The sequence below is a fragment of the Pseudomonas sp. RIT357 genome, assembly GCF_000632245.1.
In the GTDB taxonomy this organism is placed as follows: domain Bacteria; phylum Pseudomonadota; class Gammaproteobacteria; order Pseudomonadales; family Pseudomonadaceae; genus Aquipseudomonas; species Aquipseudomonas sivasensis.
In genome coordinates, this window is sequence record NZ_JFYX01000034.1 from 430,720 (window position 1) to 456,014 (window position 25,295).

Annotated in this window: 20 protein-coding genes, 6 tRNA genes and 2 pseudogenes; 19 read left to right on the forward strand and 9 right to left on the reverse strand. The window is 59.1% G+C overall.

Annotated elements, in window-relative coordinates; all coding sequences use genetic code 11:
• Nucleotides 1-45 precede the first annotated feature (45 nt).
• Complete coding sequence (locus BW43_RS07865; protein ID WP_032889216.1) at nucleotides 46-1,053, reverse strand: NADP-dependent oxidoreductase; 1,008 nt, start codon at nucleotides 1,051-1,053, stop codon at nucleotides 46-48.
• A gap of 227 nt (nucleotides 1,054-1,280) precedes the next feature.
• On the opposite strand from BW43_RS07865, the gene BW43_RS07860 reads away from it, so the two are divergent.
• The 4 genes and pseudogenes from BW43_RS07860 to BW43_RS29635 all read left to right on the forward strand — a co-directional run bounded on the left by BW43_RS07860 (nucleotide 1,281) and on the right by BW43_RS29635 (nucleotide 5,740).
• Nucleotides 1,281-2,042: an SDR family oxidoreductase gene (locus BW43_RS07860; RefSeq protein WP_032889218.1), complete on the forward strand. Its 762-nt coding sequence runs from the start codon at nucleotides 1,281-1,283 to the stop codon at nucleotides 2,040-2,042.
• A gap of 202 nt (nucleotides 2,043-2,244) precedes the next feature.
• On the forward strand, nucleotides 2,245-3,657 hold the full coding sequence (locus tag BW43_RS07855; RefSeq protein ID WP_032889220.1) for a PLP-dependent aminotransferase family protein: 1,413 nt from the start codon (nucleotides 2,245-2,247) through the stop codon (nucleotides 3,655-3,657).
• A gap of 1,024 nt (nucleotides 3,658-4,681) precedes the next feature.
• Nucleotides 4,682-4,882 (forward strand): annotated as a pseudogene (locus BW43_RS29630) (HAMP domain-containing protein); the annotation flags it as partial.
• 15 nt (nucleotides 4,883-4,897) lie between these two features.
• A complete protein-coding gene (locus tag BW43_RS29635) occupies nucleotides 4,898-5,740 on the forward strand; it encodes a methyl-accepting chemotaxis protein (protein WP_371260739.1) in 843 nt (280 codons plus the stop codon).
• Nucleotides 5,741-5,776: 36 nt separating this feature from the next.
• Here the strand turns inward: BW43_RS29635 and BW43_RS07845 are convergent, their stop codons facing one another.
• Together BW43_RS07845 and BW43_RS07840 are read right to left on the reverse strand one after the other, a co-directional pair.
• Nucleotides 5,777-6,589 (reverse strand): alpha/beta fold hydrolase, encoded by an 813-nt coding sequence (locus BW43_RS07845; RefSeq protein ID WP_032889223.1) that lies wholly within the window; start codon nucleotides 6,587-6,589, stop codon nucleotides 5,777-5,779.
• A 99-nt stretch (nucleotides 6,590-6,688) separates the two neighbouring features.
• The gene (locus BW43_RS07840) at nucleotides 6,689-7,459 is read right to left on the reverse strand and encodes a hypothetical protein (RefSeq protein ID WP_032889225.1); all 771 of its coding nucleotides are present in this window, start codon (nucleotides 7,457-7,459) and stop codon (nucleotides 6,689-6,691) included.
• 358 nt (nucleotides 7,460-7,817) lie between these two features.
• On the opposite strand from BW43_RS07840, the gene BW43_RS07835 reads away from it, so the two are divergent.
• From BW43_RS07835 to gltS, 7 genes are all read left to right on the forward strand, one after another.
• Nucleotides 7,818-7,893: transfer RNA gene (locus tag BW43_RS07835), tRNA-Glu, on the forward strand.
• A 3-nt stretch (nucleotides 7,894-7,896) separates the two neighbouring features.
• Nucleotides 7,897-7,972: transfer RNA gene (locus tag BW43_RS07830), tRNA-Gly, on the forward strand.
• 105 nt (nucleotides 7,973-8,077) lie between these two features.
• A tRNA-Glu gene (locus tag BW43_RS07825) sits at nucleotides 8,078-8,153 on the forward strand.
• A gap of 3 nt (nucleotides 8,154-8,156) precedes the next feature.
• Nucleotides 8,157-8,232 (forward strand) — tRNA-Gly (locus BW43_RS07820).
• A 103-nt stretch (nucleotides 8,233-8,335) separates the two neighbouring features.
• Nucleotides 8,336-8,411, forward strand: a tRNA-Glu gene (locus BW43_RS07815).
• A gap of 3 nt (nucleotides 8,412-8,414) precedes the next feature.
• Nucleotides 8,415-8,490: transfer RNA gene (locus BW43_RS07810), tRNA-Gly, on the forward strand.
• A 249-nt stretch (nucleotides 8,491-8,739) separates the two neighbouring features.
• Entirely contained in the window at nucleotides 8,740-9,951 is a 1,212-nt protein-coding gene (gltS, locus tag BW43_RS07805; RefSeq protein WP_032889227.1) for a sodium/glutamate symporter, read from the forward strand.
• 80 nt (nucleotides 9,952-10,031) lie between these two features.
• Here the strand turns inward: gltS and BW43_RS07800 are convergent, their stop codons facing one another.
• Together BW43_RS07800 and BW43_RS07795 are read right to left on the reverse strand one after the other, a co-directional pair.
• The gene (locus tag BW43_RS07800; protein ID WP_032889228.1) at nucleotides 10,032-11,771 is read right to left on the reverse strand and encodes a dipeptidase; all 1,740 of its coding nucleotides are present in this window, start codon (nucleotides 11,769-11,771) and stop codon (nucleotides 10,032-10,034) included.
• 215 nt (nucleotides 11,772-11,986) lie between these two features.
• Nucleotides 11,987-12,613 (reverse strand): serine-tRNA(Ala) deacylase AlaX, encoded by a 627-nt coding sequence (locus tag BW43_RS07795; RefSeq protein WP_032889231.1) that lies wholly within the window; start codon nucleotides 12,611-12,613, stop codon nucleotides 11,987-11,989.
• A gap of 89 nt (nucleotides 12,614-12,702) precedes the next feature.
• Here BW43_RS07795 and BW43_RS07790 point away from each other — a divergent pair, with 89 nt between their 5' ends.
• A complete protein-coding gene (locus BW43_RS07790) occupies nucleotides 12,703-13,650 on the forward strand; it encodes a LysR family transcriptional regulator (RefSeq protein WP_032889233.1) in 948 nt (315 codons plus the stop codon).
• Here BW43_RS07790 and BW43_RS07785 read toward each other — a convergent pair whose 3' ends face one another.
• Both BW43_RS07785 and BW43_RS07780 read right to left on the reverse strand, forming a co-directional pair.
• Nucleotides 13,651-14,058 (reverse strand): PA2817 family protein, encoded by a 408-nt coding sequence (locus BW43_RS07785; protein WP_010567536.1) that lies wholly within the window; start codon nucleotides 14,056-14,058, stop codon nucleotides 13,651-13,653.
• Between the two features lie 75 nt (nucleotides 14,059-14,133).
• Entirely contained in the window at nucleotides 14,134-16,581 is a 2,448-nt protein-coding gene (locus tag BW43_RS07780; protein ID WP_032889235.1) for an acyl-CoA dehydrogenase, read from the reverse strand.
• Nucleotides 16,582-16,772: 191 nt separating this feature from the next.
• Here BW43_RS07780 and BW43_RS07775 point away from each other — a divergent pair, with 191 nt between their 5' ends.
• The 4 genes from BW43_RS07775 to BW43_RS07760 all read left to right on the forward strand — a co-directional run bounded on the left by BW43_RS07775 (nucleotide 16,773) and on the right by BW43_RS07760 (nucleotide 19,947).
• Nucleotides 16,773-17,432: a transglutaminase family protein gene (locus BW43_RS07775; RefSeq protein WP_032889237.1), complete on the forward strand. Its 660-nt coding sequence runs from the start codon at nucleotides 16,773-16,775 to the stop codon at nucleotides 17,430-17,432.
• Between the two features lie 54 nt (nucleotides 17,433-17,486).
• Nucleotides 17,487-18,104 (forward strand): glutathione S-transferase family protein, encoded by a 618-nt coding sequence (locus BW43_RS07770; protein ID WP_032889239.1) that lies wholly within the window; start codon nucleotides 17,487-17,489, stop codon nucleotides 18,102-18,104.
• 134 nt (nucleotides 18,105-18,238) lie between these two features.
• Complete coding sequence (locus BW43_RS07765) at nucleotides 18,239-19,171, forward strand: ABC transporter ATP-binding protein (protein WP_032889241.1); 933 nt, start codon at nucleotides 18,239-18,241, stop codon at nucleotides 19,169-19,171.
• A complete protein-coding gene (locus BW43_RS07760; protein ID WP_032889243.1) occupies nucleotides 19,168-19,947 on the forward strand; it encodes an ABC transporter permease in 780 nt (259 codons plus the stop codon). Before BW43_RS07765 ends, BW43_RS07760 begins: the two co-directional genes overlap by 4 nt.
• Nucleotides 19,948-20,072: 125 nt before the next feature.
• Here BW43_RS07760 and BW43_RS07755 read toward each other — a convergent pair whose 3' ends face one another.
• Nucleotides 20,073-20,612 (reverse strand): TetR/AcrR family transcriptional regulator, encoded by a 540-nt coding sequence (locus BW43_RS07755; protein ID WP_032889245.1) that lies wholly within the window; start codon nucleotides 20,610-20,612, stop codon nucleotides 20,073-20,075.
• 91 nt (nucleotides 20,613-20,703) lie between these two features.
• On the opposite strand from BW43_RS07755, the gene BW43_RS07750 reads away from it, so the two are divergent.
• The 3 genes from BW43_RS07750 to BW43_RS07740 all read left to right on the forward strand — a co-directional run bounded on the left by BW43_RS07750 (nucleotide 20,704) and on the right by BW43_RS07740 (nucleotide 25,083).
• Entirely contained in the window at nucleotides 20,704-21,903 is a 1,200-nt protein-coding gene (locus tag BW43_RS07750) for an MFS transporter (RefSeq protein WP_032889247.1), read from the forward strand.
• Nucleotides 21,904-21,991: 88 nt separating this feature from the next.
• Complete coding sequence (locus BW43_RS07745; protein ID WP_032889249.1) at nucleotides 21,992-23,140, forward strand: TDT family transporter; 1,149 nt, start codon at nucleotides 21,992-21,994, stop codon at nucleotides 23,138-23,140.
• A 68-nt stretch (nucleotides 23,141-23,208) separates the two neighbouring features.
• On the forward strand, nucleotides 23,209-25,083 hold the full coding sequence (locus BW43_RS07740; RefSeq protein ID WP_032889250.1) for an MFS transporter: 1,875 nt from the start codon (nucleotides 23,209-23,211) through the stop codon (nucleotides 25,081-25,083).
• A gap of 117 nt (nucleotides 25,084-25,200) precedes the next feature.
• Here the strand turns inward: BW43_RS07740 and BW43_RS0127690 are convergent.
• Nucleotides 25,201-25,295 (reverse strand): annotated as a pseudogene (locus BW43_RS0127690) (QacE family quaternary ammonium compound efflux SMR transporter); the annotation flags it as partial.

Sequence of the window (25,295 nt, forward strand, 5' to 3'; positions counted from 1 at the left end):
GGGCTTGCTGCAGCGAGCCCCTTCTCACATTTGCTATGCAGTGTGTCAGCTGACCTTAAGCACCAATTTCCCAAAGTTCTCGCCGTTGAATAACTTCATCAACGTCTCCGGGAACGTCTCCAGGCCCTCGACAATATCCTCTTTGCTCTTGAGCTTGCCCTGCGCCATCCAGCCGGCCATTTCCTGCCCGGCGGCGGCAAAATTCGCCGCGTGATCCATCACCACAAAGCCTTCCATCCGCGCGCGATTGACCAGCAGTGACAGGTAGTTGGCCGGGCCTTTCACGGCTTCCTTATTGTTGTACTGGCTGATGGCGCCGCAAATCACCACCCGCGCCTTCAGCGCCAGGCGGCTAAGTACTGCGTCAAGAATCTCGCCGCCGACGTTATCGAAATACACATCCACGCCCTTCGGGCATTCGCGCTTGAGGGCGGCGGGTACGTCTTCGTTCTTGTAGTCGATGGCTGCATCAAAGCCCAATTCGTCTACCAGAAACTTGCACTTGTCAGCACCACCGGCGATGCCGACCACGCGGCAACCTTTCAGCTTGGCGATCTGCCCGGCAATACTGCCCACGGCGCCGGCTGCACCGGAAATGACCACGGTTTCACCTTCCTTGGGTGCGCCGGTGTCCAGGAGCGCGAAGTAGGCAGTCATGCCGGTCATGCCCAGTGCAGAAAGGTAGCGGGGCAGAGGGGCGAGCTTTGGGTCGACGGTGTAGAAGCCGCGCGGCTCGCCGAGGAAATAATCCTGCACGCCCAAGGCACCATTCACGTAGTCGCCGACCGCGAATTTCGGGTTGTTCGAGGCAATCACCTTGCCCACGCCGAGCGCGCGCATCACCTCGCCGATACCGACGGGCGGAATGTAGGACTTGCCTTCATTCATCCAGCCACGCATGGCCGGGTCGAGGGACAAGTATTCATTGCGTACCAGCACTTGCCCGTCCTGGGGTGTGCCCACCGGTACTTCCTGGTACGTGAAGGTTTCCCGCGTCGCCGCGCCGACCGGGCGTTTGGCGAGCAGGAATTGGCGGTTGGTCTGGGCAGTCATGGCAGAGACTCTTAAGAAGTGGAGCATGAGTGATAGACCTTGAGCGGGTCGGGGGCAAGGCCGGCTGAAGGCGCGAATGCTGGTCGATAGGCTGCGTTGATAGTGCGCAGGGTGTCCTTATCACTGGTACTCATGCAGCCCTAACCGGGCGTTTGATAGTGCTGACGCGCCAGTGTCAGTGTTGGCTAGACTCGGCCCACGGCTATTTCACCCATAGGACATCTCCCATGAGCATGACGTTTTCCGGCCAAGTTGCCTTGGTGACCGGCGCCGCCGCCGGTATTGGCCGCGCCACCGCGCTGGCGTTCGCCGCCGAAGGTTTGAAGGTCGTGGTTGCCGACCTGGATGTGGAGGGCGGCGAGGGCACTGTCGCGCTGATCCATCAGTCCGGTGGCGAGGCGTTGTTTGTACGCTGCAACGTCACACAGGAGGCGGATGTGCAGCAATTGATGGCGCAGACCATCGGCGCTTATGGCCGCTTGGACTACGCCTTTAATAACGCCGGCATCGAGATTGAGAAGGGCAAGCTGGCGGACGGCAGCCTGGATGAGTTCGACGCCATCATGGGCGTCAATGTCAAAGGCGTGTGGCTGTGCATGAAGTACCAATTGCCACTGTTGCTGGCCCAAGGCGGCGGGGCCATTGTCAACACCGCGTCGGTCGCGGGCCTGGGGGCGGCGCCGAAGATGAGCATCTACGCGGCCTCCAAGCATGCAGTGATCGGCCTGACCAAATCGGCGGCCATTGAGTACGCCAAGAAGAAAGTTCGCGTTAACGCCGTTTGCCCGGCGGTGATCGACACCGATATGTTCCGCCGTGCCTATGAGGCCGACCCACGCAAGGCTGAATTCGCCGCCGCCATGCACCCGGTTGGGCGTATCGGCAAAGTAGAAGAAATCGCCAGCGCCGTGCTTTACCTATGCAGCGATGGCGCCGCATTCACCACCGGGCACGCCTTGGCGGTGGACGGTGGCGCGACGGCGATCTAGGACCTCGCGTCGCCCTCTATTCGAAAACGTCTTGGGGGGATGTGGGGCTTTTCCAGAGCTGGCAAAACGCCGCGACCGAATATGTGTCAGTAGGTAAATAATTCAATTAAATCAATACTTTAATAAATTTGTGTGACCGGCAGTCAACGGCTTCTGTGCTTAACTCTTCGGGTTGATAACAGACAGTTGAAGTGAGTGGCTCATGGATTTAAGGATTGATCGACAAGCCCTTGTACCGGTGGTGCAGCAAATTGTCAGTGCAGTGGCGCAATGGATTCGCAAGGACGAGGTAAGCCCCGGCACACGCTTGCCCTCCATCCGCCAACTGGCTCGGGATAATCTGCTCAGCCAATCCAGCGTGATCGAAGCATTCGAACGGATGGTCGCCCAGGGAGTGCTGGCCCCCCGGCAAGGCTCGGGATTTGTAGTGGCCCAGCCAGCCGTCTCCCACGAAGGCAATTGGTATGAAGGGGCGGAGCGCGAATGGGGGGCCTTTGCCGATAATCCGCTGGGCGAGTTGAAACTGGGCTGCGGCTGGTTGCCAGACGCCTGGCGCGAAAGCGATGACATCAGTTACGCAATCCGTGAAGTTACCCGCACCGACACTGCAGCACTGTTCAACTACAGCACGCCCTTAGGTTTACCCGCGTTGCGCGAACAACTGGCCAAGCGCCTGACTCAGATTCATATCCCCTCCAGCGTGGACTGCATCCTCACTACCGCGGGCGCTGGCCATGCCCAGGACCTGCTGATACGCACGCTGCTCAAGGCCGGCGATTGCGTGGTGGTCGAAACCCCGGGGTACGGCAACCTCTATCAACAATTGGCGTTCCAGGGGGTGCAACTGCTGGAGGTGCCGCGTACCCGAGGCGGCCCCGACCTCCTGGCCCTGGAAGCGTTACTACAAGACCATCGGCCAAAATGCCTGTTCATCCACAGCCTTTATCACAACCCCACCGGGACGAGTCTGTGTCGCGAGGTGGCCGAGCGTTTGCTGGAACTGGCGCACCGCGAAAACTTCCTGATCATTGAAGAAGACGTCTACGGCGACCTGCAACATGCCAGTTGCATACGGCTCGCGGCATTGCCCCACGATGACCGGGTGATCTATGTCGCGAGTTTCTCCAAGACCTTGAGCAGTGCGTTGCGCGTGGGGTATCTCACTGCCAGTTCGGCGATCATCACGCAACTGGCCAGCCTCAAGACCTTGACCGGATTCGGCACCTCGCGGTTTGCCGAGGCAGTGGTTGCTACGCTATTGGCCAATGGCACCTATCGTAAATGGGTACAGCGCCTGCGCAAGCGACTGGGCACTGAAATGAGAGCCACCCTGCAAGTGCTGGAAGACGAGGAGTGGGAGGTGTTCGCGGTGCCTGCCGGAGGCATGTTCCTGTGGGCGCGGCCGGGGGAGGCGCAACCTTCGCTGCTGCAGAGGTGTGCCCGACGTCTGGGAGTGTTGTTGTCTCCCGGGGCGTTGTTCAGCCCAACGGCGGAGCCCTGTGAGTGGCTGCGCATCAATGTGGCCTATGCAACTGATCCACGGGCTTTGGCATTGTTCCGTGCCATGGGGCCTACCAGATCGACCTCGACCATTCTGAAAACGACGAGCGTGTAGCTTTTTGCCATTATTGTGGCGCCAACGTCTTGTGCTCAGTGCCTTGTGGTTGCGAATCTCGCTGGATGTCAATCGGGCTTGATGGCATCTGCCATTGCAAGAGGATTCAAGTGCAATGATTTCAGGCGTGCAACGACGTTTCGCCAACCTCGGTATGGCGAAAAAACTGGGTTTGGGCTTCATGCTGGTGCTGCTGCTGACGGCGTTGGTAGCAGCTATCGGCGTGTGGTCCCTGCAGACCGTTGGCCAGCGTTTCGAGGGGCTCATGGCCATGTCTTCTCTCAACAGCGGCTTGCTCAAGGTACGCCTGATCGAGCAGGACTACGCGCTGCACGCCGACCCCAAGGCTGTCGACGCCCTGCATGAAAGCGTTGACGCCTTGGCGGCCCAGGCCGCCGCCCTCAAGGCACAGTCTGCGGCGAATGTGCCGGTGATGACTGACGTCGAGCAGGCCCTGGTCGCCTACCGCCAGGCGTTCGATGAGTTTGTCGAGCTGACCCAGACCAAGGATCTGGCGCTGGAAATGGCCACTTGGTCGGTGTCCAGCGTGGCGAACAACCTGGATGTGTTGCAGGCCGGTCTGGCGGACGACGGGGCTTATGGCCTCAAGGAAAGCCAGGGCAAGGAGGGCGCCGAGTTTATCGAGCAGGCTGGTCAGGTCAGTCAGGTGTCGCGCTTGATGTTGCAGGCCATGAACGAAGCCCACGTACGCTTGGACCAGAGCCGCAAAGTGGATGCTGAGGATGCCGAGCAAGGCAAGATCGAGCAGGCTGACCAGGCTCTTGCTCAAGTCGAGCAACTGAAAACGTCGGTCAAGGACTCCGGTTATCAGACGGTGCTCAATGAAGTCTCAGGGCACATTGCCGCGTTCAGCGAGAAGCTGGGTGAATACACCGGCCTGTTGGCCCAGGAAAAAGTGGTCTACAAACAACTGCATGACCGGGCGGCCCTAGTGGTCAGCCGGGTCAACCAGGCCTATGACGCCGAAGACCTGTCGATGCAGGCACAACTGAAAAAAAACGCGATGTTGATCATCGTCTCGTCGGCCCTGGCTTTGCTGGTGGGGCTGATTGCAGCGTGGGTGATTACCCGTTTGATCGTCGCGCCGCTGCGCAGTGTGATCGCGGTGGCGCAGCAGATTGCTGCCGGGGATTTGAGTGGGCGTATGGAGGTCAGTCGTCGTGATGAAATCGGCCAGTTGATGCAGGCGATGCAACAGATGGGCAACGGCCTGAGCCAGATGGTCAGCGGCCTGCAGGCCGGTATCGAGCAATTGGCCAGCTCGGCGCAGTCGCTCTCCAGCGTGACCGAGCAAACCAATGTCGAGGTCAGCAGCCAGAAGGAGGAAACCGAGCAGGTGGCCACTGCTATGAACCAGATGACCGCCACGGTGCACGATGTGGCGCGCAACGCTGAAGAGGCCGCGCAAGCCGCGCAGACCGCGGATGACAAGGTCGACAGCGGTCAGCAAGTGGTGCGCCAGAGTTTGCAGCGCATCGAGTTGCTGGCCACTTCCAGTAACAATGCCAGTGCGAGCATCGAGAGCCTCAGTGCCGAAATCCAGAACATTGGCACTGTGTTGGGCGTGATCAAAAGCGTGGCGGAGCAGACCAACTTGCTGGCCCTGAACGCGGCCATCGAGGCTGCCCGTGCGGGTGAGCAGGGCCGTGGCTTTGCGGTAGTGGCCGATGAAGTGCGGGCGCTGGCCAAGCGTACCCAGCAATCGACCGAAGAAATCGAGCGGTTGGTCAGCACCTTGCGCAGCGCGGCGCAATCATCGGTGCAGCAGATCCAGCAAAGCGGTGAGCTGGTCAAGCTGGCGGTCAGCGATGCCCTGGAAACCGAGAGCGCCCTGGGCAGCATCGCAGTGGCGGTGTCGTTGATCCAGCAGATGAACCAGCAGATCGCCGCTGCCGCTGAGGAACAAAGCTCGGTGGCTGAAGAGATCAACCGTAGCGTCACCAGTATTCGTGCGAGTGCCGATCAATCGGCGTTGAGCATGCAGGGCAATGCGGCGTCGAGTATCCAGCTGGCGCAGTTGGGGGCGGAGCTCAAGGGGATGGTGGGGCATTTCCGCCTTTGATCGTAGCACCGAGGCTGCGATCAAAGGGGAGGGCGATCAAGCGTGGTTTGCGAGAAAGGTCAGCAGCGCTTCGTTGACGAAGTCCGGGTTCTCCCGGCTGGAGATATGCCCTGCGTCTGGAATCAACGTCAGTGCGCAGCCAATCAGTTCGGCCATTTCCTTGGATTCGACGGGTGGACGAGGTTTGTCCTGCTCGCCGCACATCACCAAAGTGGTATCGGCGTCCAGGCGCGGTAGTTGCTCCAGCACGTCGTCGCGGCTGAAGATCAACTGGCCCAAGGGCACGACGCTCTGCAGCAGGCGTTCTCGGGAAAAGGCCCGCAGTGACGTGCGAAAGTCCTGGTACAGCGCTGATTCGCGGTCGATGTCCGGGCGGAAGAAGATCGGTGCGATCACATCCAGCAACGGCTCGGGAATGGCGCCGGCGTCTTCAATCATCTTGAACAGCGAGAAGTAATACTGGCGCGTGGCCTCGGGCTCGGCGCCGAGGTAGGTGTCCATCAGTATTAGGCTGTTGATGCGTTCGGGGGCCTGCAACGCCAGGCGCGCGCCCCACATACCGCCGACCGAGAGGCCCACCAGGTTGATCTGCGTGATAGCCAAGTGATCCAGCAGGGCCAAGGTCTGGCGTGCGAGGTCGTCGAGGGAGCGCGTTTGCGTGGGCAGTTGGCCCGATTCACCGTGGCCCCATAGCTCGGGCACGATCACACGGTACTGTTGCGACAGGGCGTCGATCTGCGGTGCCCACATATCGCGGTTCCACAGGTAGCTGGAGCCCAGCAGCACGGCCGGGCCGGTGCCTTGGTCGAGGTAGTGCAGGGGTTGTCCATCAATGACGGCGATAGGCATAGCAGGCCTCTGACTTCACGGAGTGAGGCGCACTTTTTTACGCTAGTCGGGGGGCGGAGGATAGGTGCCAGGATGATGGCACCTATTATTTTGCGAGGATCAATCGTAGATGACTTTCTTCTTCCACTCGGCGTCGGCGTCGACTTCTTTCATGCCTTGGGTCAGTTCGTTGACCTCTTCTGCGGCCTGTTTGCTGTTAGCCAGCACGGTGGAGTTGGCGCGGGCCAGTTGGCCTTCCAGCAATTGCAGCTGGGCGCTGTAGAGTACCGGCTCCGGCTGTTTGCGCAGATACTGCACACCACGCTCGAAGGCCAGGCGTGCCTGGCCCGGTTGGCCCTGCTGCAGCGCGTGCTGGCCGAGGTTGTTGAAGAACTCGATGTGCAGCAGCACCAGGATATGGCGGATTTCTTTGATCCAATGCTTGGCTTCGTTGGAGGGTAGGAAACCGTCCTGGGCTGCGCGCGTGACCTGGCCGTGCAGGGCTTCCAGCAGGAAGCGCACGTCCTTGGCCTTAGCTTCGGTCTGGATCGGTGCCGGGGGGTTGTTGACCGGGATGGATTCGCCCTGGGCCACCAGTGTGTTCAGCTCAGTGATGCGCGCTTTAATAGGAGCACTGGTCTTGTTGAGGTTCAGCAGGCGCTGGTTCACGTTGAGCTCCAGGCGGGTCAACAACAGTTTGAGCGCCGGGGTCATCAGTTGGCCTGGGAATGTTTCGGTGATCTCACCGCAACGGCGCAGGCGATCGTTAAGCTCGATCTGGACGCGCTGCTTTTCCAGCTTGTTGTTTTCCACCACGTGGTTCATATAGCCAATGGCGATCAGTATTACGATCCCGGCTATTACCAGCAGGGTGATCATGAGTGGTGTCACCGGTGTGACCTCTTTATAGGGTTTGCAATGGAGTGTAGTGACTGGGCCGGCTATCGGATAGGGCTGATCGACCAGCTGCCCGGGTAGTTTCTTCTATATACACAAGCGCTCCCTGCGTAGATGCACATTGCCATTATTTGCCAGGGCGAACTATAACGTCTTGTCGGGTGCCAGAATATAGGCGTCAAGGTGCGGACGGGCAGAATGCTCGCAACGGCTGGTAAACGCGGGCGAAGTCATTGATTTTAATAAATTTATCCTTGGGGGTTGACGATCCCCCAATCCATCCATAGAATGCGCGCCACTTAAAGCGTAAAGCACACAGCGAAACGCGTTGAGTAGTGAATGTTGTACGTGTGTCCCCTTCGTCTAGTGGCCTAGGACACCGCCCTTTCACGGCGGTAACAGGGGTTCGAGTCCCCTAGGGGACGCCATATGCGGGAATAGCTCAGTTGGTAGAGCACGACCTTGCCAAGGTCGGGGTCGCGAGTTCGAGTCTCGTTTCCCGCTCCAATTTACAAACAGTGTGGCTTTCGGGCGGCACTGAGTGAAACCAGGACCCAATCTTCGGATGAGGCCTCTGGGCACTGAAATACACACCATGTGTTTCAGTAGCGTGTCCCCTTCGTCTAGTGGCCTAGGACACCGCCCTTTCACGGCGGTAACAGGGGTTCGAGTCCCCTAGGGGACGCCATTTGCGGGAATAGCTCAGTTGGTAGAGCACGACCTTGCCAAGGTCGGGGTCGCGAGTTCGAGTCTCGTTTCCCGCTCCATTTTAAGCGGTGTTGCTTTCGGGCGGCGCTGAGTGAAACCAGGACCAAGTCTTCGGATGAGGCCTCTGGGCACTGAAATACACACCATGTGTTTCAGTAGCGTGTCCCCTTCGTCTAGTGGCCTAGGACACCGCCCTTTCACGGCGGTAACAGGGGTTCGAGTCCCCTAGGGGACGCCATTTGCGGGAATAGCTCAGTTGGTAGAGCACGACCTTGCCAAGGTCGGGGTCGCGAGTTCGAGTCTCGTTTCCCGCTCCATATTCAAGAAAAAAGCCACTCAAGCGAGTGGCTTTTTTTTGCCTGCGATTTACGTAAAGGGGCTTCGGTCTCTTTTTTCATTCTTGCCGGTTCCAGATGTGCTTTTCCTGGTAAAGCCATCTGCTGCGCCGCTGATGTGGTGGGTCTTGTAGGAATAGTCTGTACTTTCCGTGAGGTTGATGCGAATTGGTCCCGCTGTCTCTACTCTGGCGTGCCTATTTTCCTTGTTCACCTCAGAGAGCTGCCCGGATGTTACAGCTGGACTTCTATTCAACCCTGGTCGCCGCGTCCCTTGTGCTTTTGCTTGGCCGCTGGCTGGTTGCCCGCATAGGCTTTTTACGCGCCTACAATATTCCCGCGCCGGTAGCCGGCGGCCTTGTGGTCGCTTTAGTGCTTTTGGCGTTGCGGGGGCTAGCCGATATTGAGGTGCGCTTCGACCCTTCGTTGCAAACCCCGTTGATGCTGGCATTTTTCGCCACTATTGGACTGAACGCGGATTTCGCCAGTTTGAAGAAAGGCGGTCGAATCCTGGCGATCTTTCTGTTGGTCGTGACCACACTGCTGGTGGTGCAAAACGCCATGGGCATCGCATTGGCCAAGGCCTTGGGACTCGACCCGTTGATGGGCTTGCTCGCCGGCTCGGTGACGCTGTCAGGCGGACACGGTACGGGTGCCGCCTGGGGGACTGTGTTCAGCGAGAAGTATGGCGTGGCCTCCGCGTCAGAATTGGCGATCGCCTCCGCAACCTTCGGCTTGGTACTCGGGGGCTTGATTGGAGGTCCGGTTGCCCGCTTGCTGATCAAGCGGGTCCAGGTGCCTGGTATCGAGCAGGTGCAGCCACGCCTGCCCAACGGCTTCGAGCAACCGAACAGGGAGCGTTTGATTACCCCGTTCTCATTCATCGAAACCCTCGCGTTGCTTGCGATCAGCCTCCAGGTCGGCACCTACCTCAACGGCTTCCTTCAAGGCACAGCACTGGAGTTGCCCACTTTCGTCTGTGTGCTGTTTGTAGGCGTCGTGCTGCGTAACGGCTTGTCGGCGCTGGGCTGGCATCAGGTGTTCGAGCGCGAGGTATCGGTGCTGGGCAATGTCAGTCTGTCGTTGTTCTTGGCTATTGCCTTGATGTCGCTCAAGCTGTGGGACCTGGCAGCACTCGCCTTGCCGATTGTCATCCTGCTGGCCGCGCAGGCGTTGCTGATGGCGCTGTTTGCGATTTTCATCACGTTCCGGGTCATGGGCAGCAATTACGATGCGGCAGTGCTGGCCGCAGGGCACTGCGGGTTCGGGCTCGGTGCCACGCCGACGGCGATTGCCAACATGCAGGCGGTGACGCAACGCTTCGGGCCGTCACAGATTGCGTTTCTGGTGGTGCCGATGGTGGGCGCATTCTTTATCGATATCACCAATGCGGTGGTGATCAAGTTGTATCTGGCGCTGCCGTTCCTGGGCGCTTCGGGTTGACGCGTTAACCCCTGCGCCGCACACAAAAACGCCGATCAGCAATGATCGGCGTTTGTTGTTGGGGAGCGCTTCAGCCGCTATCAGAGCTTGGGCAGCTGTCCGATACGCCCCATCATTTCGGTGACGATCTGCAGATCCAGCAAGAACTGGTCGACCGTCTTGAACTCATTGTCGGTATGCCCGGTGTACTTCACTTCCGGTCGCGCCAGGCCAAATTGCACACCGTTGGGCAACTCGTGCACGGAGGTCGCTCCAGCCGAGGTGCCGAACTTGTGTTCCATGCCCAGGTTTTCGCTGGCTACCGCGAGTAAGGCCTTCACCCATTCACCTTCCGGGTTGCGGAACATCGGCTCGGCCACCGAGTAGGTGAAGTCCACGTTGACCTTGGTTTTCTTGTCCCAGGCGCTCAACTTTTCGGCGATCTCGGCCTTGAGCTGCTCCGGGGATTTACCCTTCGGCACCCGGAGGTTGACTGCCAGCTTGAAAGCCTTTTCATCCAGCCCGACAAAGGTCGGTGAGGTGGTCAGCGGGCCCATGAAATCATCCGCAAAACCCACGCCCAATTTGCCACCCAAGTAATCCAGGCCCCAATTGTCGGACGCATACCGCGCAGCGTCGGTGATGTGGTTGTGCTTGAGAGCGATCTTGCCGTCGACGCTGTGAATCAGCTCCAGCATGCGCGCGACCGGGTTGATGCCGGACTCCGGCTCGGAGGAGTGCGCCGACACGCCGGTGACAGTCAGCTTGACGTCCTTGCCGTTGACCTTGGCGCTCACCTCAAAATCGCCACCGTTGCGCTTGACGTATTCCGTGCCGGCCTTTTGGAGGCTGGCTGCTAATTCCTTAGGGTTGTCGCTGATAAACGTGGCCACCGACGCCGATGGAATCTGGTTGGTGGCCATGCCGCCGGTCATTGCGATGATTTCTGCGCCTTTGCCTTCCCCTTTGCGGCGGGGGAAGGTGGCCATGACGGTGCCATAACCTTTTTCGGCAATCACCACCGGATAGCCGCCATCCAGCGCAAGGTTGTATTGCGGTGTCGGGTTGCGTTCGAAGTAGTAAGGGATCGCGTCTCCGGAGGTCTCCTCGGTGGTATCCACCAGCAGTTTGAAATTGCGCGCCAGCGGCAGCTTTTCTTCCTTGATCACTTTCATGGCATACATAGCCACCACGATGCCGTTTTTATCATCCTCGGTACCACGGCCATACATGCGGTCGCCGATCAGCGTGACCTTGAACGGATCAAGCTTGGTGCCGTCTTTCAGTACCCAGTTTTCCGGGGTTACCGGCACCACGTCGGCGTGGGCGTGGATGCCCACCACTTCGTCGCCGCTGCCTGCCAGGGAAATTTCGTACACGCGGTTGTCGACGTTACGGAAGTTCAGGTCAAAGGTCTTGGCCAGGGCCTGTAGCTTGTCGGCAATCCGGGTGAATTCCGGATTCTTGTATTGCGGAACACCGTCTACGTTGAAGGTTGGGATTTCCACCAGTTCGCGCAGAGTTTCTAGGGCGGCTTTTCCGTATTTAACTCGGGTGTAAATACCCAGCAAGCGATGGATCTCGTTCTGCTGGTCGGCGGTCAGGGTCTGGTTGTCGAGGAAGACGCTGATTGCAGGGCCTACATCCGCCGTTTTGCCCAGGTCTCCCTTGGCTAGTGTGCTGAGGAAACCACGAAAGTCGGTGACCGAAGTTTCGTTGAAGCTCTTCAGAATTGCCGTGCTTTGCTGCGGGGTGATATTGGCAAAGGCGGGAGTGCTCATCACCGAAAGGCTCGCCGCGAACAGGGTCGCAGCCGCCAAATGTTTGAGAGGGAAGTGCATGGCTAAAGGCATTCCTTTGCAAAGGGAAAGTAGGAGATTTCTGATCAATGTGTCAGAAACATTTCCACACACTAACACTGCAAAGGTGTGCCGGGGAGGCCGTAAGAAGGCTTATCTAAAAACTCGATAGCCCCCTTGAATGCTTATTTCGCAACGTCGTGACCTGCGTTTTAGAGGCCGCGCAGCTCATTGTGCTCGGCGAGAGCGATTGCGGTTCAGTCAAGGCTGTAACGTACCGACAGCGCGCCCTTTTTTTCCGACAAGGCAAGGATCGTCACCTCACCCAGCTCGCCCAGTGTTTGCACATGGGTGCCACCGCAAGCGTACGTGGGCAACTCACCGAAACCTACTTCGCGGATGCCTTCGTCCAGGGTCATATGGCGTGGGTAGTCTGCGGCGATCCATTGGTTGATCTGCTGCTGGAGGGTTTCGGCGTCGATGGCTTGCGCGGTTTCGCCACGGATAAAGGTGATCTTGCCTTCGCCCGGCCAGTGGTGGGCCTTGATTGGCATCCAGCCCAGGGTTTCGCCGGCGTTGCCGATCAAATGCCCGGCGGAATGCAGGCGCGTGTGCAGGGCGCGGCGTGGTTCATCGACCCGCGCATTGATGGCGCCCAGTGGCACAGGTTGGTTGAGATAGTGCACCACGCGATCAACCTCCTGAGTGACGCGCAGTACCCGGGCTTCACCCAGCCAACCGGTGTCGGACGGCTGGCCGCCGCCTTGGGGATGAAAAATCGTCGACTGCAAAATGACCGCAAACTGGTCCTCAAAGGGCGTGCAACCCAGCACTTCAAGCTCTGCGGTGAGGTGGTCATGGGTGAAAAACAGGCGCTCGGTCATTTTCTACATCCGCATCAGGGTTCTGCGGGCAGTATAAATGCTGCCGGATTAGGTGATAATCCGCTCAATTATCAATGGACCTGTGCGTCATGAGCATCAATCTTCCGTTACCGCTGCTGGGTGAAATGGCGATTTTCGTCAAGGTGGTAGAGACCGGCAGCTTCTCCGAAGCGGCACGGCAACTGAGTGTCTCGCCGTCAGCGGTGAGTCGCAGTATTTCGCGCCTGGAAAAAGCCCTGGCTACCCGGTTACTGCAACGTACCACGCGAAAACTGCGCCTGAGCGACGGGGGTGAAGAGGTATTCAAGCGCTGCCAGGAGATGGTCAGCGCTGCGCGCTCGGTGATGGAAATCAGCGGTCAATTCACCCATGAGGCTGAGGGCCTGGTGCGTGTCAGTGTGCCCAAGGCGGTCGGGCGGTTTGTGGTGCATCCGCATATGCCCGAGTTCCTGCGGCGATATCCCAAGGTGGATGTGCAATTGATACTGGAAGACCGGCAGGTGGACATGATCGATGACAATGTTGATCTGAGCATTCGCATCACCGACAGCCCGCCGCCGGGCCTGGTGGGGCGCCAGCTATTGCCGATTGAACATTTGCTTTGCGCTACGCCGCAGTATTTGGCCGAGCACGGTACACCGGAGCATCCCCACGACTTGTTGGAGCACAGCTGTATCTACCTTGGCGAAACCCCGGGCGACTCGCGCTGGAAGTTTCGCCAGGGTGGTAGGGCGGTGACCGTCAGCGTGCGTGGGCGTTATGCCGCTAACCACACCGGCGTGCGGCTGGATGCGGTGCTGCAGCATGTGGGGATTGGCAGCTTGCCGTACTTTACAGCGCGTCATGCATTGGAGGAGGGGCGGTTGGTGCAGGTGCTGCCGGGGTGGGATTTTATTGCGTCCTACCATGGCGAGGCGTGGCTGCTGCATTCGCCCACGCGCTACCTGCCGCCTAAGCTGCGGGTGTTCATTGATTATTTGGTGGAGTGTATGGCGAAGGAGCCGACGTTGCGTCGGCCCTCTGGTGTGGTTGGCTGATCAGTGCTTGCTCTGATCCTGGGGCATGGCCAGCAACTGTTTTTCCTGGTTCCAGTCGAACGGTTCGTCGTTCTGTTCGGCCTCAAAGCGACGTTCTTCCAAGGCTTGGTAAAGGTCCAGTTCTTCGTCGGGCATGAAGTGCAGGCAGTCGCCGCCGAAGAACCACAGCAGATCGCGTGGTACGAGGTGGGCAATTTGCGGGTAGCGCAGGATGACCTGGCTCATCAAGTCCTGCCCCAGGTACTGGCTTTCGATCGGGTCGATGGGCAGCAGCGCGCGCAATTCGTCGAAGCGCTCCAGGAATAGGGTGTGGCTTTCCTCGGGCACCTGTTCGGCTTCGCCGACGGCAACCAGGATGCTGCGCAGGTGGTCGAGCAAGACGAGATGATCGGCAACGACGTTGGACACGAGATAAGTCCTCTAAAGCAAAAACGGGCGCGAGAGTATATAGCTCTCGCGCCCGTATTTATATGACCGCTCGACTCAGCGGACTTTACCCTCAGCCTGGGTCAACTCTTCCTTGCTGAAATCATCCACGTCGATCACCTTGCGTCGTGCTGCCTCGGCGTCACGCAGGGTCTGTGCTTCGGCCGGTTGCAGCACCCCGGCGTGCAGTGCTGCGTCGATGGCATGCTCGCCGGCGCTCGGTTTGACCTGGCCGCTTTTGAGCGCAGTGTGGAGTTTTTTCTGCAGCGGATGGCTGGCACCCAGCAGGTCGTAGGCATGTTGCAGGGCGCCTACCGGATCGTCCGCCGATTGCGGGCGATAGCAGCCGGCCAGCAATTCTTCCAGGGTTGGATCGCCTTTGGCGCGGCCTATCACTGCGGCCACTTCGGCATCCAGTGCATCGGACGGCCCCGTGTGGCGACGGCCGAACGGGAATACGATCACCCGCAAGAGGCATCCGAGCACCTTGTTTGGGAAGTTGCTCAGCAACTCATCCAGCGCGCGTTCCGACTCGCCGAGGCTTTCTTCCATGGCCCAGGCGAACAGCGGTTCCAGGTGGTCCGGTGAATCCAGGTCGTGATAACGCTTGAGCGCCGCCGAGGCCAGGTACATATGGCTCAGTACATCCCCCAGGCGTGCCGACAGGCGTTCGCGGCGTTTCAATTCGCCACCCAGCAGCATCATGCTCAAGTCCGCTAGCAGGGCGAACGCCGCAGCTTGGCGGTTCAGCGCACGGAAATAACCCTGACTCAAGCGGTTGCCCGGCGCTTTCTCAAAGCGGCCAATACCGAGGTTCAGTACCAGGGTGCTGGCGGCGTTGCTCACGGCAAAACCGATATGCTGCATCAGCAGGCCGTCGAATTCCTTTAACGCCTGGTCGTGATCTTCGCGGCCGGCCAGGGCCATTTCCTTGAGTACGAACGGATGGCAGCGGATGGCGCCCTGGCCAAAGATCATCAGGTTGCGCGAGAGGATGTTCGCGCCTTCCACGGTGATGAAGATCGGCGCGCCTTGCCAGCTACGGCCCAGGTAATTGTTCGGGCCCATGATGATGCCCTTGCCGCCGTGCACATCCATGGCATGGCTGATGCACTCGCGGCCCCGTTCGGTCAGGTGGTACTTGAGAATCGCCGACAGCACCGAAGGCTTTTCCCCAAGGTCGACGGCATTGGCGGTGAGCATGCGCGCGCTGTCCATCAGCCAGGCGTTGCCGCCGATGCGAGCCAGGGCTTCCTGGATACCTTCGAAGGCCGACAGCGGTACGTTGAACTGCTCGCGCACCTGGGCGTATTGGCCGGTCACCAGACTGGTGAACTTGGCAGCGCCGGTGCCGACTGCTGGCAGGGAAATCGAACGGCCCACCGACAGACAGTTCATCAGCATCATCCAGCCCTTGCCGAGCATTTCCTGGCCGCCGATGAGGAATTCCAGGGGGATAAACACATCTTTGCCAGAGTTGGGGCCGTTCATAAACGCGGCGCCCAGGGGCAGGTGACGACGGCCGATTTCCACGCCAGGAGTGTCGGTGGGAATCAACGCCAGGCTGATGCCCAAGTCTTCCTCTTCGCCCAGCAAGTGGTCCGGGTCATGGGCCTTGAAGGCCAGCCCGAGCAAGGTCGCGACGGGTCCAAGGGTGATGTAGCGTTTTTCCCAGTTCAGGCGAAGACCGAGGGTTTCCTTGCCTTCCCATTCACCTTTGCAGATCACGCCCGTGTCGGGCATGGCGCCCGCATCGGACCCTGCCAGTGGGCCGGTGAGGGCAAAGCATGGAATGTCATCGCCACGAGCCAGGCGCGGCAGGTAGTGGTTGCGTTGTTCGTCGGTACCGTAGTGCAGCAGCAGCTCGGCCGGGCCGAGGGAGTTGGGCACCATCACGGTTGAGGCGAGGTCGCCGCTGCGGGTGGCAAGCTTCATTGCGACCTGGGAGTGGGCGTAGGCGGAGAAGCCTTTGCCGCCATATTCCTTGGGAATGATCAGGGCGAAGAAACCGTGGGTCTTGATGTGCTCCCAGGCGGCTGGAGGCAGGTCCATGGCCTGACCGATTTCCCAGTCGCTGACCATGGCACAGAGTTCTTCGGTTGGGCCGTCGATAAAGGCCTGTTCCTCTTCGGTCAGTTGGACCTTGGGGTAGGCAAGCAACTTGTCCCAATCGGGGCGACCGCTGAACAGCTCGCCGTCCCACCACACGGTGCCCGCGTCGATGGCATCGCGCTCGGTTTCGGACATGGGCGGCAGGACTTTCTGGAACCAACTGAACAGCGGCTTGGTGAAGTATTGGCGACGCAGGTCGGGCAGCAGCAACGGCGCTGCGACGGCGGCGATCAGCACCCAGAAGATCAGCAGCAGCCAGCCCGGTGCATGGCTCCAAGCGCCCATCGCCAGCAGGTAGACGGCGACCACGCCCAAGGCGGGCAGGGGCGCGGTGCGGCGGTGTGCCAGGTAGGCAATGCCGACCACCAGAACCAGTATCCACAACAACAGCATATTCAATCCTCCGTGAAACCAGGGGCGAAACCACCAAGGAGCTTAGTCGGCATCCGAGAAAGCGCGGCAGTCAGGGTGTAACGAGTTGTACGCAAAGCACCGATCTACAGGCGCCGACATTTGGCCGAATCGTCGTTATCTCTATGGCAGACCTGTCGCTAAACTCCAGGCTCCCTTCGGAGATAACACTCATGGAAACGTACCTGAGTCCCAGCCGCTTCATCGATAGTGACCACCCTGCGGTGGTGGAGTTCGCCGAAAAACATCGCGGAACCCGCGCGGATTTAACTGACCAGGCAGTCAGTCTCTATTACGCCGTGCGTGAGGCGGTGCGCTACAACCCCTACACGTTCAGCCGCGACCCAGACACCTTGAATGCCAGCTACGCCCTGGCCACCCGTGAGAGCTACTGCGTGCCCAAGGCCACGTTGCTCGCTGCCTGCGCGCGCCACTGTGGTATCCCGGCGCGCATAGGCCTGGCGGATGTGCGCAATCACCTGTCGACGCCGCGTCTGCTCGCGTTGCTCAAGAGTGATGTGTTCGCCATGCACGGTTACACCGAGCTGCACCTGAACGGTGGCTGGGTCAAAGCCACGCCGGCGTTCAATCAGCAATTGTGCGCGGTGTTTGATGTGCCGCCGCTGGAATTTGATGGGCTCAACGACAGTGTGTTTCACGCGTTCAATCGTCAGGGCCAACGCTCGATGGAGTACGTGGTGGACCATGGGCAATTTGCTGATGTACCCGAGCATTTGTTCTTCACCCATATTCAGAAATGCTACCCGCACCTGTTTGCCGCAGACATGCCAAACCTGTTGGGTGATATGCAGAGCGATTTAAGCCGCGGGTGAACCGGCGTATGCTGCTGCGTCCATAGCCATGTTCATCAACAATAAGGCGCGGTCATGCTGAAGATCTGGGGTCGTAAAAATTCATCAAATGTCAGGAAAGCACTATGGTGCGCCGAGGAGCTCGGCCTAGACTATGAAGCAATTGATGCGGGCGGGGCTTTTGGTGTGGTCGACACCCCGCAATATCGGGCACTGAACCCCAATGGGCGGGTGCCGATGATTCAGGACGGTGACTTTGTGTTGTGGGAATCCAACACCATCGTGCGTTATTTATGCGCGAAGCATGCGTCGGAATTTTACCCGAGCGACCCGCAAGCCCGAGCAAGCGCAGAGAAGTGGATGGACTGGACAACCTCCACCCTGGCTGAGCCCTTCAAAGCGGTGTTCTGGGGTGTCCTGCGTACTCCGGCGGAAAAACAGAACTGGGACAGTATCAACGCCGGGCGCCAGGCGTGTATCGATGCGCTCAAAACAGTCGATCAAGCCCTCGCCGAGCAGCCTTACTTGTCCGGCAACGCGTTCGGCATAGGCGATATCCCCCTGGGATGCTTTGCGTATGCCTGGTTCGAGATGCCCATCGAACGCCCCGCAATGCCCCATCTGGAAGCCTGGTACCAGCGTCTGCAACAGCGTCCGGCCTATCGCAAAGCGGTCATGACCGCGTTGACTTAATACTGACTATTAATACAGGTGACTGTACTTGTGCGGCGCAGCCAAGCACCATGCTTGTCATGCGCCGCCGTTGAACTACGTGCGCTGCGCGCTCATCTACTCTTTCTATTCCCTTCTTTGGTGCGTATTCCGATATGAGTTCCGCTCTGTCCATCCGGCAGCTAACCAAAACCTACGGCAACGGTTTCCAGGCCCTGAGTGGTATCGATCTGGACGTTGCCGAAGGTGATTTCTTCGCCTTGCTCGGCCCCAACGGTGCCGGCAAATCCACCACCATCGGCATCCTCTCCACCCTGGTCAACAAAACCAGCGGCACGGTGAATATCTTCGGCCATGACCTGGACAAATCCCCGGCGGCGCTCAAGCGTTCCATCGGCGTGGTGCCCCAGGAATTCAACTTCAACCAGTTTGAAAAAACCTTCGACATCGTTGTGACCCAAGCCGGTTACTACGGCATCCCGGCGAAAGTTGCCAAGGAACGCGCCGAGCAGTACCTGACCCAGTTGGGCCTTTGGGACAAGCGCGAAGTGCCGTCCCGTTCATTGTCCGGCGGCATGAAACGTCGCCTGATGATTGCTCGCGCCCTGGTGCATGAGCCGCGGCTGCTGATCCTCGATGAACCCACCGCCGGCGTGGACATTGAGCTGCGTCGCTCGATGTGGACCTTCCTCACCGAGCTGAACGAGAAGGGCATCACCATCATCCTCACCACCCATTACCTGGAAGAGGCTGAACAGTTGTGCCGCAACATCGGCATCATCGACCACGGCACCATCGTCGAGAACACCAGCATGCGTAACCTGCTGGGCCAGTTGCATGTGGAGACTTTCCTGCTCGACCTGAAGAACAATCTGTCGGCGCCGCCGCAATTGCTTGGCTACCCAAGCCGCCTGGTGGACAGCCACACCCTGGAAGTCCAAGTGGATAAAGCCATGGGCATTACCGCGCTGTTTACGCAGCTGGCGACCCAGAACATCGAAGTGCTGAGCCTGCGTAACAAAACCAATCGCCTTGAGGAGTTGTTCGTGTCCCTGGTGGAGAAAAATCTGACGAAGGTGGCGGTATGAGTTCCGAACTGCAACCCAACCTCGTCGCGCTGCAAACCATCGTTTACCGCGAAGTGAAGCGCTTTACCCGAATCTGGCCGCAGACCTTGCTGCCGCCGGCGATCACCATGGTTCTGTACTTCGTGATCTTCGGTAACCTGATCGGCCGGCAGATCGGTGATATGGGCGGCTTCACTTACATGGAGTACATCGTGCCGGGCCTGATCATGATGTCGGTGATCACCAACTCCTACGGCAACGTGGTCTCAAGCTTTTTCGGCAGCAAATTCCAGCGCTCCATCGAAGAACTGATGGTCTCGCCGGTGTCGCCGCACACTATCCTGCTTGGCTACACCGCTGGCGGTGTGTTGCGTGGCTTGATGGTCGGGGTGATCGTGACGCTGCTGTCGCTGTTCTTCACCCACCTGCAAGTGCATCACCTCGGGGTCACCATTCTGGTGGTCGTGCTGACGGCGACGATTTTCTCGCTGCTGGGTTTCATCAACGCCGTATTCGCACGCAACTTCGATGATATTTCGATCATCCCGACCTTTGTGCTGACGCCGCTGACTTACCTGGGCGGGGTGTTTTACTCCATCACTTTGCTGCCGCCGTTCTGGCAGACGGTGTCGCTGGCCAACCCGGTGCTGCATATGGTCAACGCGTTCCGTTACGGCATCCTGGGTGTGTCGGATATCAAGATCAGTGTGGCGATCACTTTCATGATCGTGGCGACGGTGGTGTTGTATATCGGTTGCGCGAAGTTGCTGGTGAGCGGGCGTGGGATGCGTACCTGAGTACTGACCCGAACGCGTAAAAAATGTGAGAGGGGGCTTGCTCCCGATTGCGCTATGTCAGTCAGCTTATCTGTAGCTGACACATCGCAATCGGGAGCAAGCCCCCTCTCACATTTGGTTTTGTGTCAGGCCTTCAGTGCCAGTTCGATCAGCGCGTGCAGTTCTTCAACTTTCAGTGGCTCGGTTGAGAACAGAATACGAAACACCGTCGGCGCCGCCAGCAAGTTGATCAGGCGGTCGACGCAGGGCGGGTTGTCATCTGGATAACGATCAACAATCGCCTGAAGCTGCCCACTCAAGATGCTCACGCAATACCCGGGTGTCAGGCTGCATTGCACGTCGCGCATCATGTTTCGCCCCGGTTCCGAACTCATCTCATCCAGATATTGCTCGGCCCAGGCTTGCAGATCACCGCGCAGGGTCCCGGTGTTGGCCGGCTCGCTATCAGGCCGCATGCGTGCCAGCGCCACATCGGCCAGAAGCATGGAAAGGTCGCCCCAGCGCCGGTAGATGGTCGAGGGCGTGACGCCTGCGCGGGTGGCAATCATCGGCACGGTGACACTGGAGCGCTCCTGGGTTTTCAGCAGCTCACGCACGGCCGAATGAACGGATTCTTGTACCCGGGCACTACGACCCCCCGGGCGGAGGCCTTCTTTAATCGCCATGTTTATGACCTTAACACAAAGAATTTGCTTTAAGCGTTGGTCAGTAGCACACTCCGCAAAAGCAAAATATTAGCTTTAGTGGAGCGTGCCTATGTCCAGCCGTATTTCTCATCGTTCGAGCCTGGTGTTCCTGGCGATCACGTTGCTGACGTTTCTCGCGGCCTCCAGCGCGCCGACACCGTTGTATCACCTGTATCAGGAGGGGCTGCATTTTTCGGCAGGCATGCTCACGTTGATCTTTGGCGTTTACGCCTTGAGCCTCTTGGCGGCGCTGTTGACCGTGGGCTCGCTGTCGGACCACCTGGGACGCAAGCCAGTGATTTTTGCTGCGTTGGTCCTGAATATGCTGGCGATGCTGCTGTTCATCAATGAGGGCAGCGTGGCCTGGCTGATTGCCGCGCGTACCGTGCAAGGGTTTGCCACCGGGATGGCCACGGCGGTGCTGGGCGCGGCATTGCTCGACACCGACCGTCAACAGGGCCCGCTGGTCAACAGTGTTGCGCCTCTGCTGGGTATGGCGTGCGGGGCGATGGGCAGCAGTTTGCTGGTGGAGTTCGCGCCGCTGCCGACGCAGTTGATCTACTGGACGCTGCTGGCGCTGATGCTGGTGCAGGCGCTTTATGTATGGCGCCTGCCGGAAACCGTTGATCGCATTCCCGGTGCAGTGGCATCGCTGCGCCCAACGCTGCATGTGCCGCCCCAGGCGCGTCGAGCGTTGTGGCTTTCGCTGCCGGTGGACGTGGCGGTGTGGGCAATGGGGGGCTTTTACTTGTCCCTGGCGCCGTCGCTGGTGCGGGCGGCGACAGGCTCTACGTCGAACCTTATCGGTGGTGGCTTGGTGGCGGTGCTGACGTTGAGCGGGGCGCTGGTGATCTTCACCCTGCGCAATCGACCGGCCAGTAAGGTACTGCGCCTGGGCGCTGCGCTGTTGGCTGTGGGGGTGGCGCTGATCCTCACGGCAGTGCACAGCGCCAGCCTGCCGCTGTTTTTTATCGCCACGTTGATCGCCGGCAGCGGCTTCGGCGCCGGCTTTCTCGGCGCATTGCGCAGTGTGGTGCCGCTGGCCTTGCCCCATGAACGCGCAGGCTTGATGTCGGCATTCTATGTGCTGAGTTATTTGGCGTTTTGTTTGCCTTCGTTGCTGGCGGGCAACCTGATTCGCAGCTTTGGCCTGATCGCCACCACTGACGGTTACGGCGCAGTCCTCATTCTGCTGGCCCTCGGGGCGTTGGTCGCTTTGCTGCTGCAGGATTCGGCAAAGTCCAAGGCGGCCTGCATATCTGCCAAGTAGATAACAGTTAGAGATATTACCCGTTATATAGATATTCGATCAGGTTCTATGATGGTCTCAACCTCATGCGAGGAAGAGGATTTTCATCATGACCTGCTCGAATGCCATCAGCTACAAGCCCTTCAGTCACCTGGCCCGTCCTCGGGAAGTGATTCGCCAATTCACCCCCAACTGGTTCGCCGCGACCATGGGCACCGGCGTACTGGCGCTGGCGCTGGCGCAGTTGCCGGTAAATATGCCCGGTCTGCATGCCATTGCCGGAGGGCTGTGGTGGTTCACCATCGGCCTGTTCATCCTGTTCAGTGGCTTGTATGCCGCGCGTTGGTTGATGTTTTTCCACGAGGCGCGGCGGATCTTCGGGCACTCCACTGTCTCGATGTTCTTTGGCACCATTCCCATGGGCCTGGCGACCATTCTCAATGGCTTGCTGCTGTTTGGCCTGCCGCGTTGGGGTGGCGATGTGATCCCGCTGGCCGAATCCCTGTGGTGGCTGGATGTGGCGATGGCACTGGCCTGCGGTGTGCTCATCCCCTTCATGATGTTCACCCGCCAAGAACACAGCATCGACCAGATGACCGCCGTGTGGCTGTTGCCGGTGGTCGCCGCCGAAGTCGCTGCAGCCAGCGGTGGCCTGCTCGCACCGCACCTGGCGGACGCTCACTCGCAACTGGTAATGCTGGTGACCAGCTACGTGTTGTGGGCGTTTTCCCTGCCGGTGGCGTTCAGCATTTTGACCATCCTGATGTTGCGCATGGCCCTGCATAAACTGCCTCACGCCAACATGGCTGCGTCGAGCTGGCTGGCGCTCGGCCCCATTGGCACTGGTGCCCTTGGCATGTTGCTACTGGGCGGCGATGCGCCAGCGATCTTTGCCGCCAATGGCTTGCCTGGCGTGGGTGAAATGGCCAATGGTCTCGGCCTGGTTGCTGGTATCACCCTGTGGGGCTTCGGCTTGTGGTGGATGCTCATCGCTGTACTGATAACCCTGCGTTACCTGCGCGCTGGCATTCCCTTCAATCTGGGCTGGTGGGGCTTTACCTTCCCGCTGGGCGTGTACGCCCTGGCCACGTTAAAGCTGGCGAGTCTGTTGCAACTGGGGTTCTTCAGTGTATTTGGTTGCGTGTTGGTGATGGCATTGACGCTAATGTGGTTGATCGTGGCCAAGCGCACCGTGCAAGGCGCTTATAAAGGTGAGCTTTTTGTTTCGCCATGCATTGCAGGCCTAGCGAATAAGTAAGCGGGATTAGGTAAAGTCTTGGCCTGACAACCTATAAGCCTTCAGGCCACGCAGGAACACGGACGACGATGAGCCATCCTTCGCAATTCACCTTGCTGCGCACACGGCGTTTTCTGCCGTTCTTCATCACCCAGTTGCTGGGCGCTTTCAACGACAACATTTTCAAGCAATCGCTGATCCTGGCGATCCTCTACAAACTCACCATCGACGGTGACCGCTCGATCTGGGTCAACCTGTGCGCCTTGTTGTTTATCCTGCCGTTCTTCCTGTTCTCGGCGCTGGCCGGGCAGTTTGGCGAGAAATTCAACAAGGACGCACTGATCCGCGTGATCAAAATCGGCGAGATCGTGATCATGGCCGTGGGCGCCACGGGCTTCCTGACTAACCACCTGGAATTGATGTTGCTGGCGCTGTTTGCCATGGGCACTCACTCGGCGCTTTTCGGCCCCGTGAAGTACTCGATCATGCCCCAGGCTCTGCACGAAGATGAGCTGGTGGGCGGTAATGGCCTGGTGGAAATGGGCACGTTTTTGGCGATCCTGGCCGGCACCATTGGTGCCGGGATCATGATGTCGTCCACCCATTACGCGCCGATCGTGGCGGTGGCGATTGTCGGCGTGGCGGTGCTGGGTTACCTGGCCAGCCGCAGCATTCCACGAGCAGCGGCGTCTACGCCGCAACTGCGCCTGGACTGGAATATTTTCACCCAGTCCTGGGCAACTCTGCGCATGGGGCTGGGGCAGACGCCGGCGGTGTCACGCTCCATTGTCGGCAACTCCTGGTTTTGGTTTGTCGGCGCGATCTACCTGACCCAGATCCCGGCCTACGCCAAGGAATGGTTGTACGGCGATGAAACCGTGGTGACCCTGATCCTCACGGTGTTCTCGGTGGGCATCGCCCTCGGCTCAATGCTTTGCGAAAAACTCTCCGGTCGTAAGGTCGAAATCGGCCTGGTGCCGTTCGGTTCATTCGGCTTGACGGTGTTCGGCCTGTTGCTGTGGTGGCACTCTGGCGGGTTTCCGCAGAACGTGCAGGCCAATGACTGGCTGGCGGTGCTCAGTTATGGCCAGGCCTGGTGGGTGTTGATCGATATCCTTGGCCTCGGCGTGTTTGGCGGCTTCTATATCGTGCCGCTGTATGCGCTGATCCAGTCACGAACCGCCGAAAACGAGCGCGCGCGCGTGATCGCTGCCAACAACATCCTCAATGCTCTGTTCATGGTGGTGTCGGCGATTGTTTCGATCCTGTTGCTGAGCGTGGTCAAGCTGTCGATCCCTGAGTTGTTCCTGGTGGTGTCGCTGCTCAACATCGCGGTCAACACCTACATCTTCAAGATCGTCCCTGAGTTCACCATGCGCTTCATGATCTGGCTGCTCAGCCATTCCATGTACCGCGTGGAACACCGCAACCTGGAGGCCATTCCTGATGAGGGCGCGGCCTTGCTGGTGTGCAACCACGTGTCCTTTGTCGATGCGCTGTTGATTGCCGGCTCGGTGCGTCGTCCGATCCGTTTTGTCATGTATTACAAGATCTACCGCTTGCCGGTGCTCAACTTCATCTTCCGCACCGCTGGTGCGATTCCGATTGCCGGACGCAATGAAGATATTCAGATCTACGAAAAGGCCTTCACGCGAATTGCCCAGTACCTGAAGGAAGGCGAGTTGGTGTGTATCTTCCCGGAAGGCAAATTGACCGCCGATGGCGAGATGAATGAGTTTCGTGGTGGGGTTACGCGGATTTTGGAGGAGACGCCGGTACCGGTGATTCCGATGGCGTTGCAGGGGTTGTGGGGAAGTTTCTTCAGCCGCGATCCGAACAAGGGGATTTTCCATCGGATCTGGTCGCGGGTAGTGTTGGTAGCTGGCGAGCCTGTCGATGCAGAGGCGGCGACGCCTGAGCAGTTGCAGGCGGTGGTTGGTGTTTTGCGGGGGAGTGTCAGGTAGTTCTGTACTGGATGTATTGGCCTCATCGGGGGCAAGCCCCTTCCTCCATTAGACCGCGCTCGTCACAACAGCTCGGTCAAATGGGGGAGGGGGCTAGCCCTTGATGGCGGTAGCGGCCTAAGTGCTGATCTTGAGGCCAATAAGCCCGCAAATGATCAGCGCCACACTGGCCAACCGAAACAACGCCATGGATTCCCCAAACAGGATAATAC

What these genes read in the sequence shown, in the direction of transcription:
- BW43_RS07865 (WP_032889216.1), bottom strand. Translation starts at nt 1,053, where the DNA reads ATGACTGCCCAGACCAACCGCCAATTCCTGCTCGCCAAACGCCCGGTC.
- BW43_RS07860 (WP_032889218.1), top strand. Translation starts at nt 1,281, where the DNA reads ATGAGCATGACGTTTTCCGGCCAAGTTGCCTTGGTGACCGGCGCCGCC.
- BW43_RS07855 (WP_032889220.1), top strand. Translation starts at nt 2,245, where the DNA reads ATGGATTTAAGGATTGATCGACAAGCCCTTGTACCGGTGGTGCAGCAA.
- BW43_RS29635 (WP_371260739.1), top strand. Translation starts at nt 4,898, where the DNA reads ATGGTCAGCGGCCTGCAGGCCGGTATCGAGCAATTGGCCAGCTCGGCG.
- BW43_RS07845 (WP_032889223.1), bottom strand. Translation starts at nt 6,589, where the DNA reads ATGCCTATCGCCGTCATTGATGGACAACCCCTGCACTACCTCGACCAA.
- gltS (WP_032889227.1), top strand. Translation starts at nt 8,740, where the DNA reads ATGTTACAGCTGGACTTCTATTCAACCCTGGTCGCCGCGTCCCTTGTG.
- BW43_RS07800 (WP_032889228.1), bottom strand. Translation starts at nt 11,771, where the DNA reads ATGCACTTCCCTCTCAAACATTTGGCGGCTGCGACCCTGTTCGCGGCG.
- BW43_RS07795 (WP_032889231.1), bottom strand. Translation starts at nt 12,613, where the DNA reads ATGACCGAGCGCCTGTTTTTCACCCATGACCACCTCACCGCAGAGCTT.
- BW43_RS07790 (WP_032889233.1), top strand. Translation starts at nt 12,703, where the DNA reads ATGAGCATCAATCTTCCGTTACCGCTGCTGGGTGAAATGGCGATTTTC.
- BW43_RS07780 (WP_032889235.1), bottom strand. Translation starts at nt 16,581, where the DNA reads ATGCTGTTGTTGTGGATACTGGTTCTGGTGGTCGGCATTGCCTACCTG.
- BW43_RS07775 (WP_032889237.1), top strand. Translation starts at nt 16,773, where the DNA reads ATGGAAACGTACCTGAGTCCCAGCCGCTTCATCGATAGTGACCACCCT.
- BW43_RS07770 (WP_032889239.1), top strand. Translation starts at nt 17,487, where the DNA reads ATGCTGAAGATCTGGGGTCGTAAAAATTCATCAAATGTCAGGAAAGCA.
- BW43_RS07765 (WP_032889241.1), top strand. Translation starts at nt 18,239, where the DNA reads ATGAGTTCCGCTCTGTCCATCCGGCAGCTAACCAAAACCTACGGCAAC.
- BW43_RS07760 (WP_032889243.1), top strand. Translation starts at nt 19,168, where the DNA reads ATGAGTTCCGAACTGCAACCCAACCTCGTCGCGCTGCAAACCATCGTT.
- BW43_RS07755 (WP_032889245.1), bottom strand. Translation starts at nt 20,612, where the DNA reads ATGGCGATTAAAGAAGGCCTCCGCCCGGGGGGTCGTAGTGCCCGGGTA.
- BW43_RS07750 (WP_032889247.1), top strand. Translation starts at nt 20,704, where the DNA reads ATGTCCAGCCGTATTTCTCATCGTTCGAGCCTGGTGTTCCTGGCGATC.
- BW43_RS07745 (WP_032889249.1), top strand. Translation starts at nt 21,992, where the DNA reads ATGACCTGCTCGAATGCCATCAGCTACAAGCCCTTCAGTCACCTGGCC.
- BW43_RS07740 (WP_032889250.1), top strand. Translation starts at nt 23,209, where the DNA reads ATGAGCCATCCTTCGCAATTCACCTTGCTGCGCACACGGCGTTTTCTG.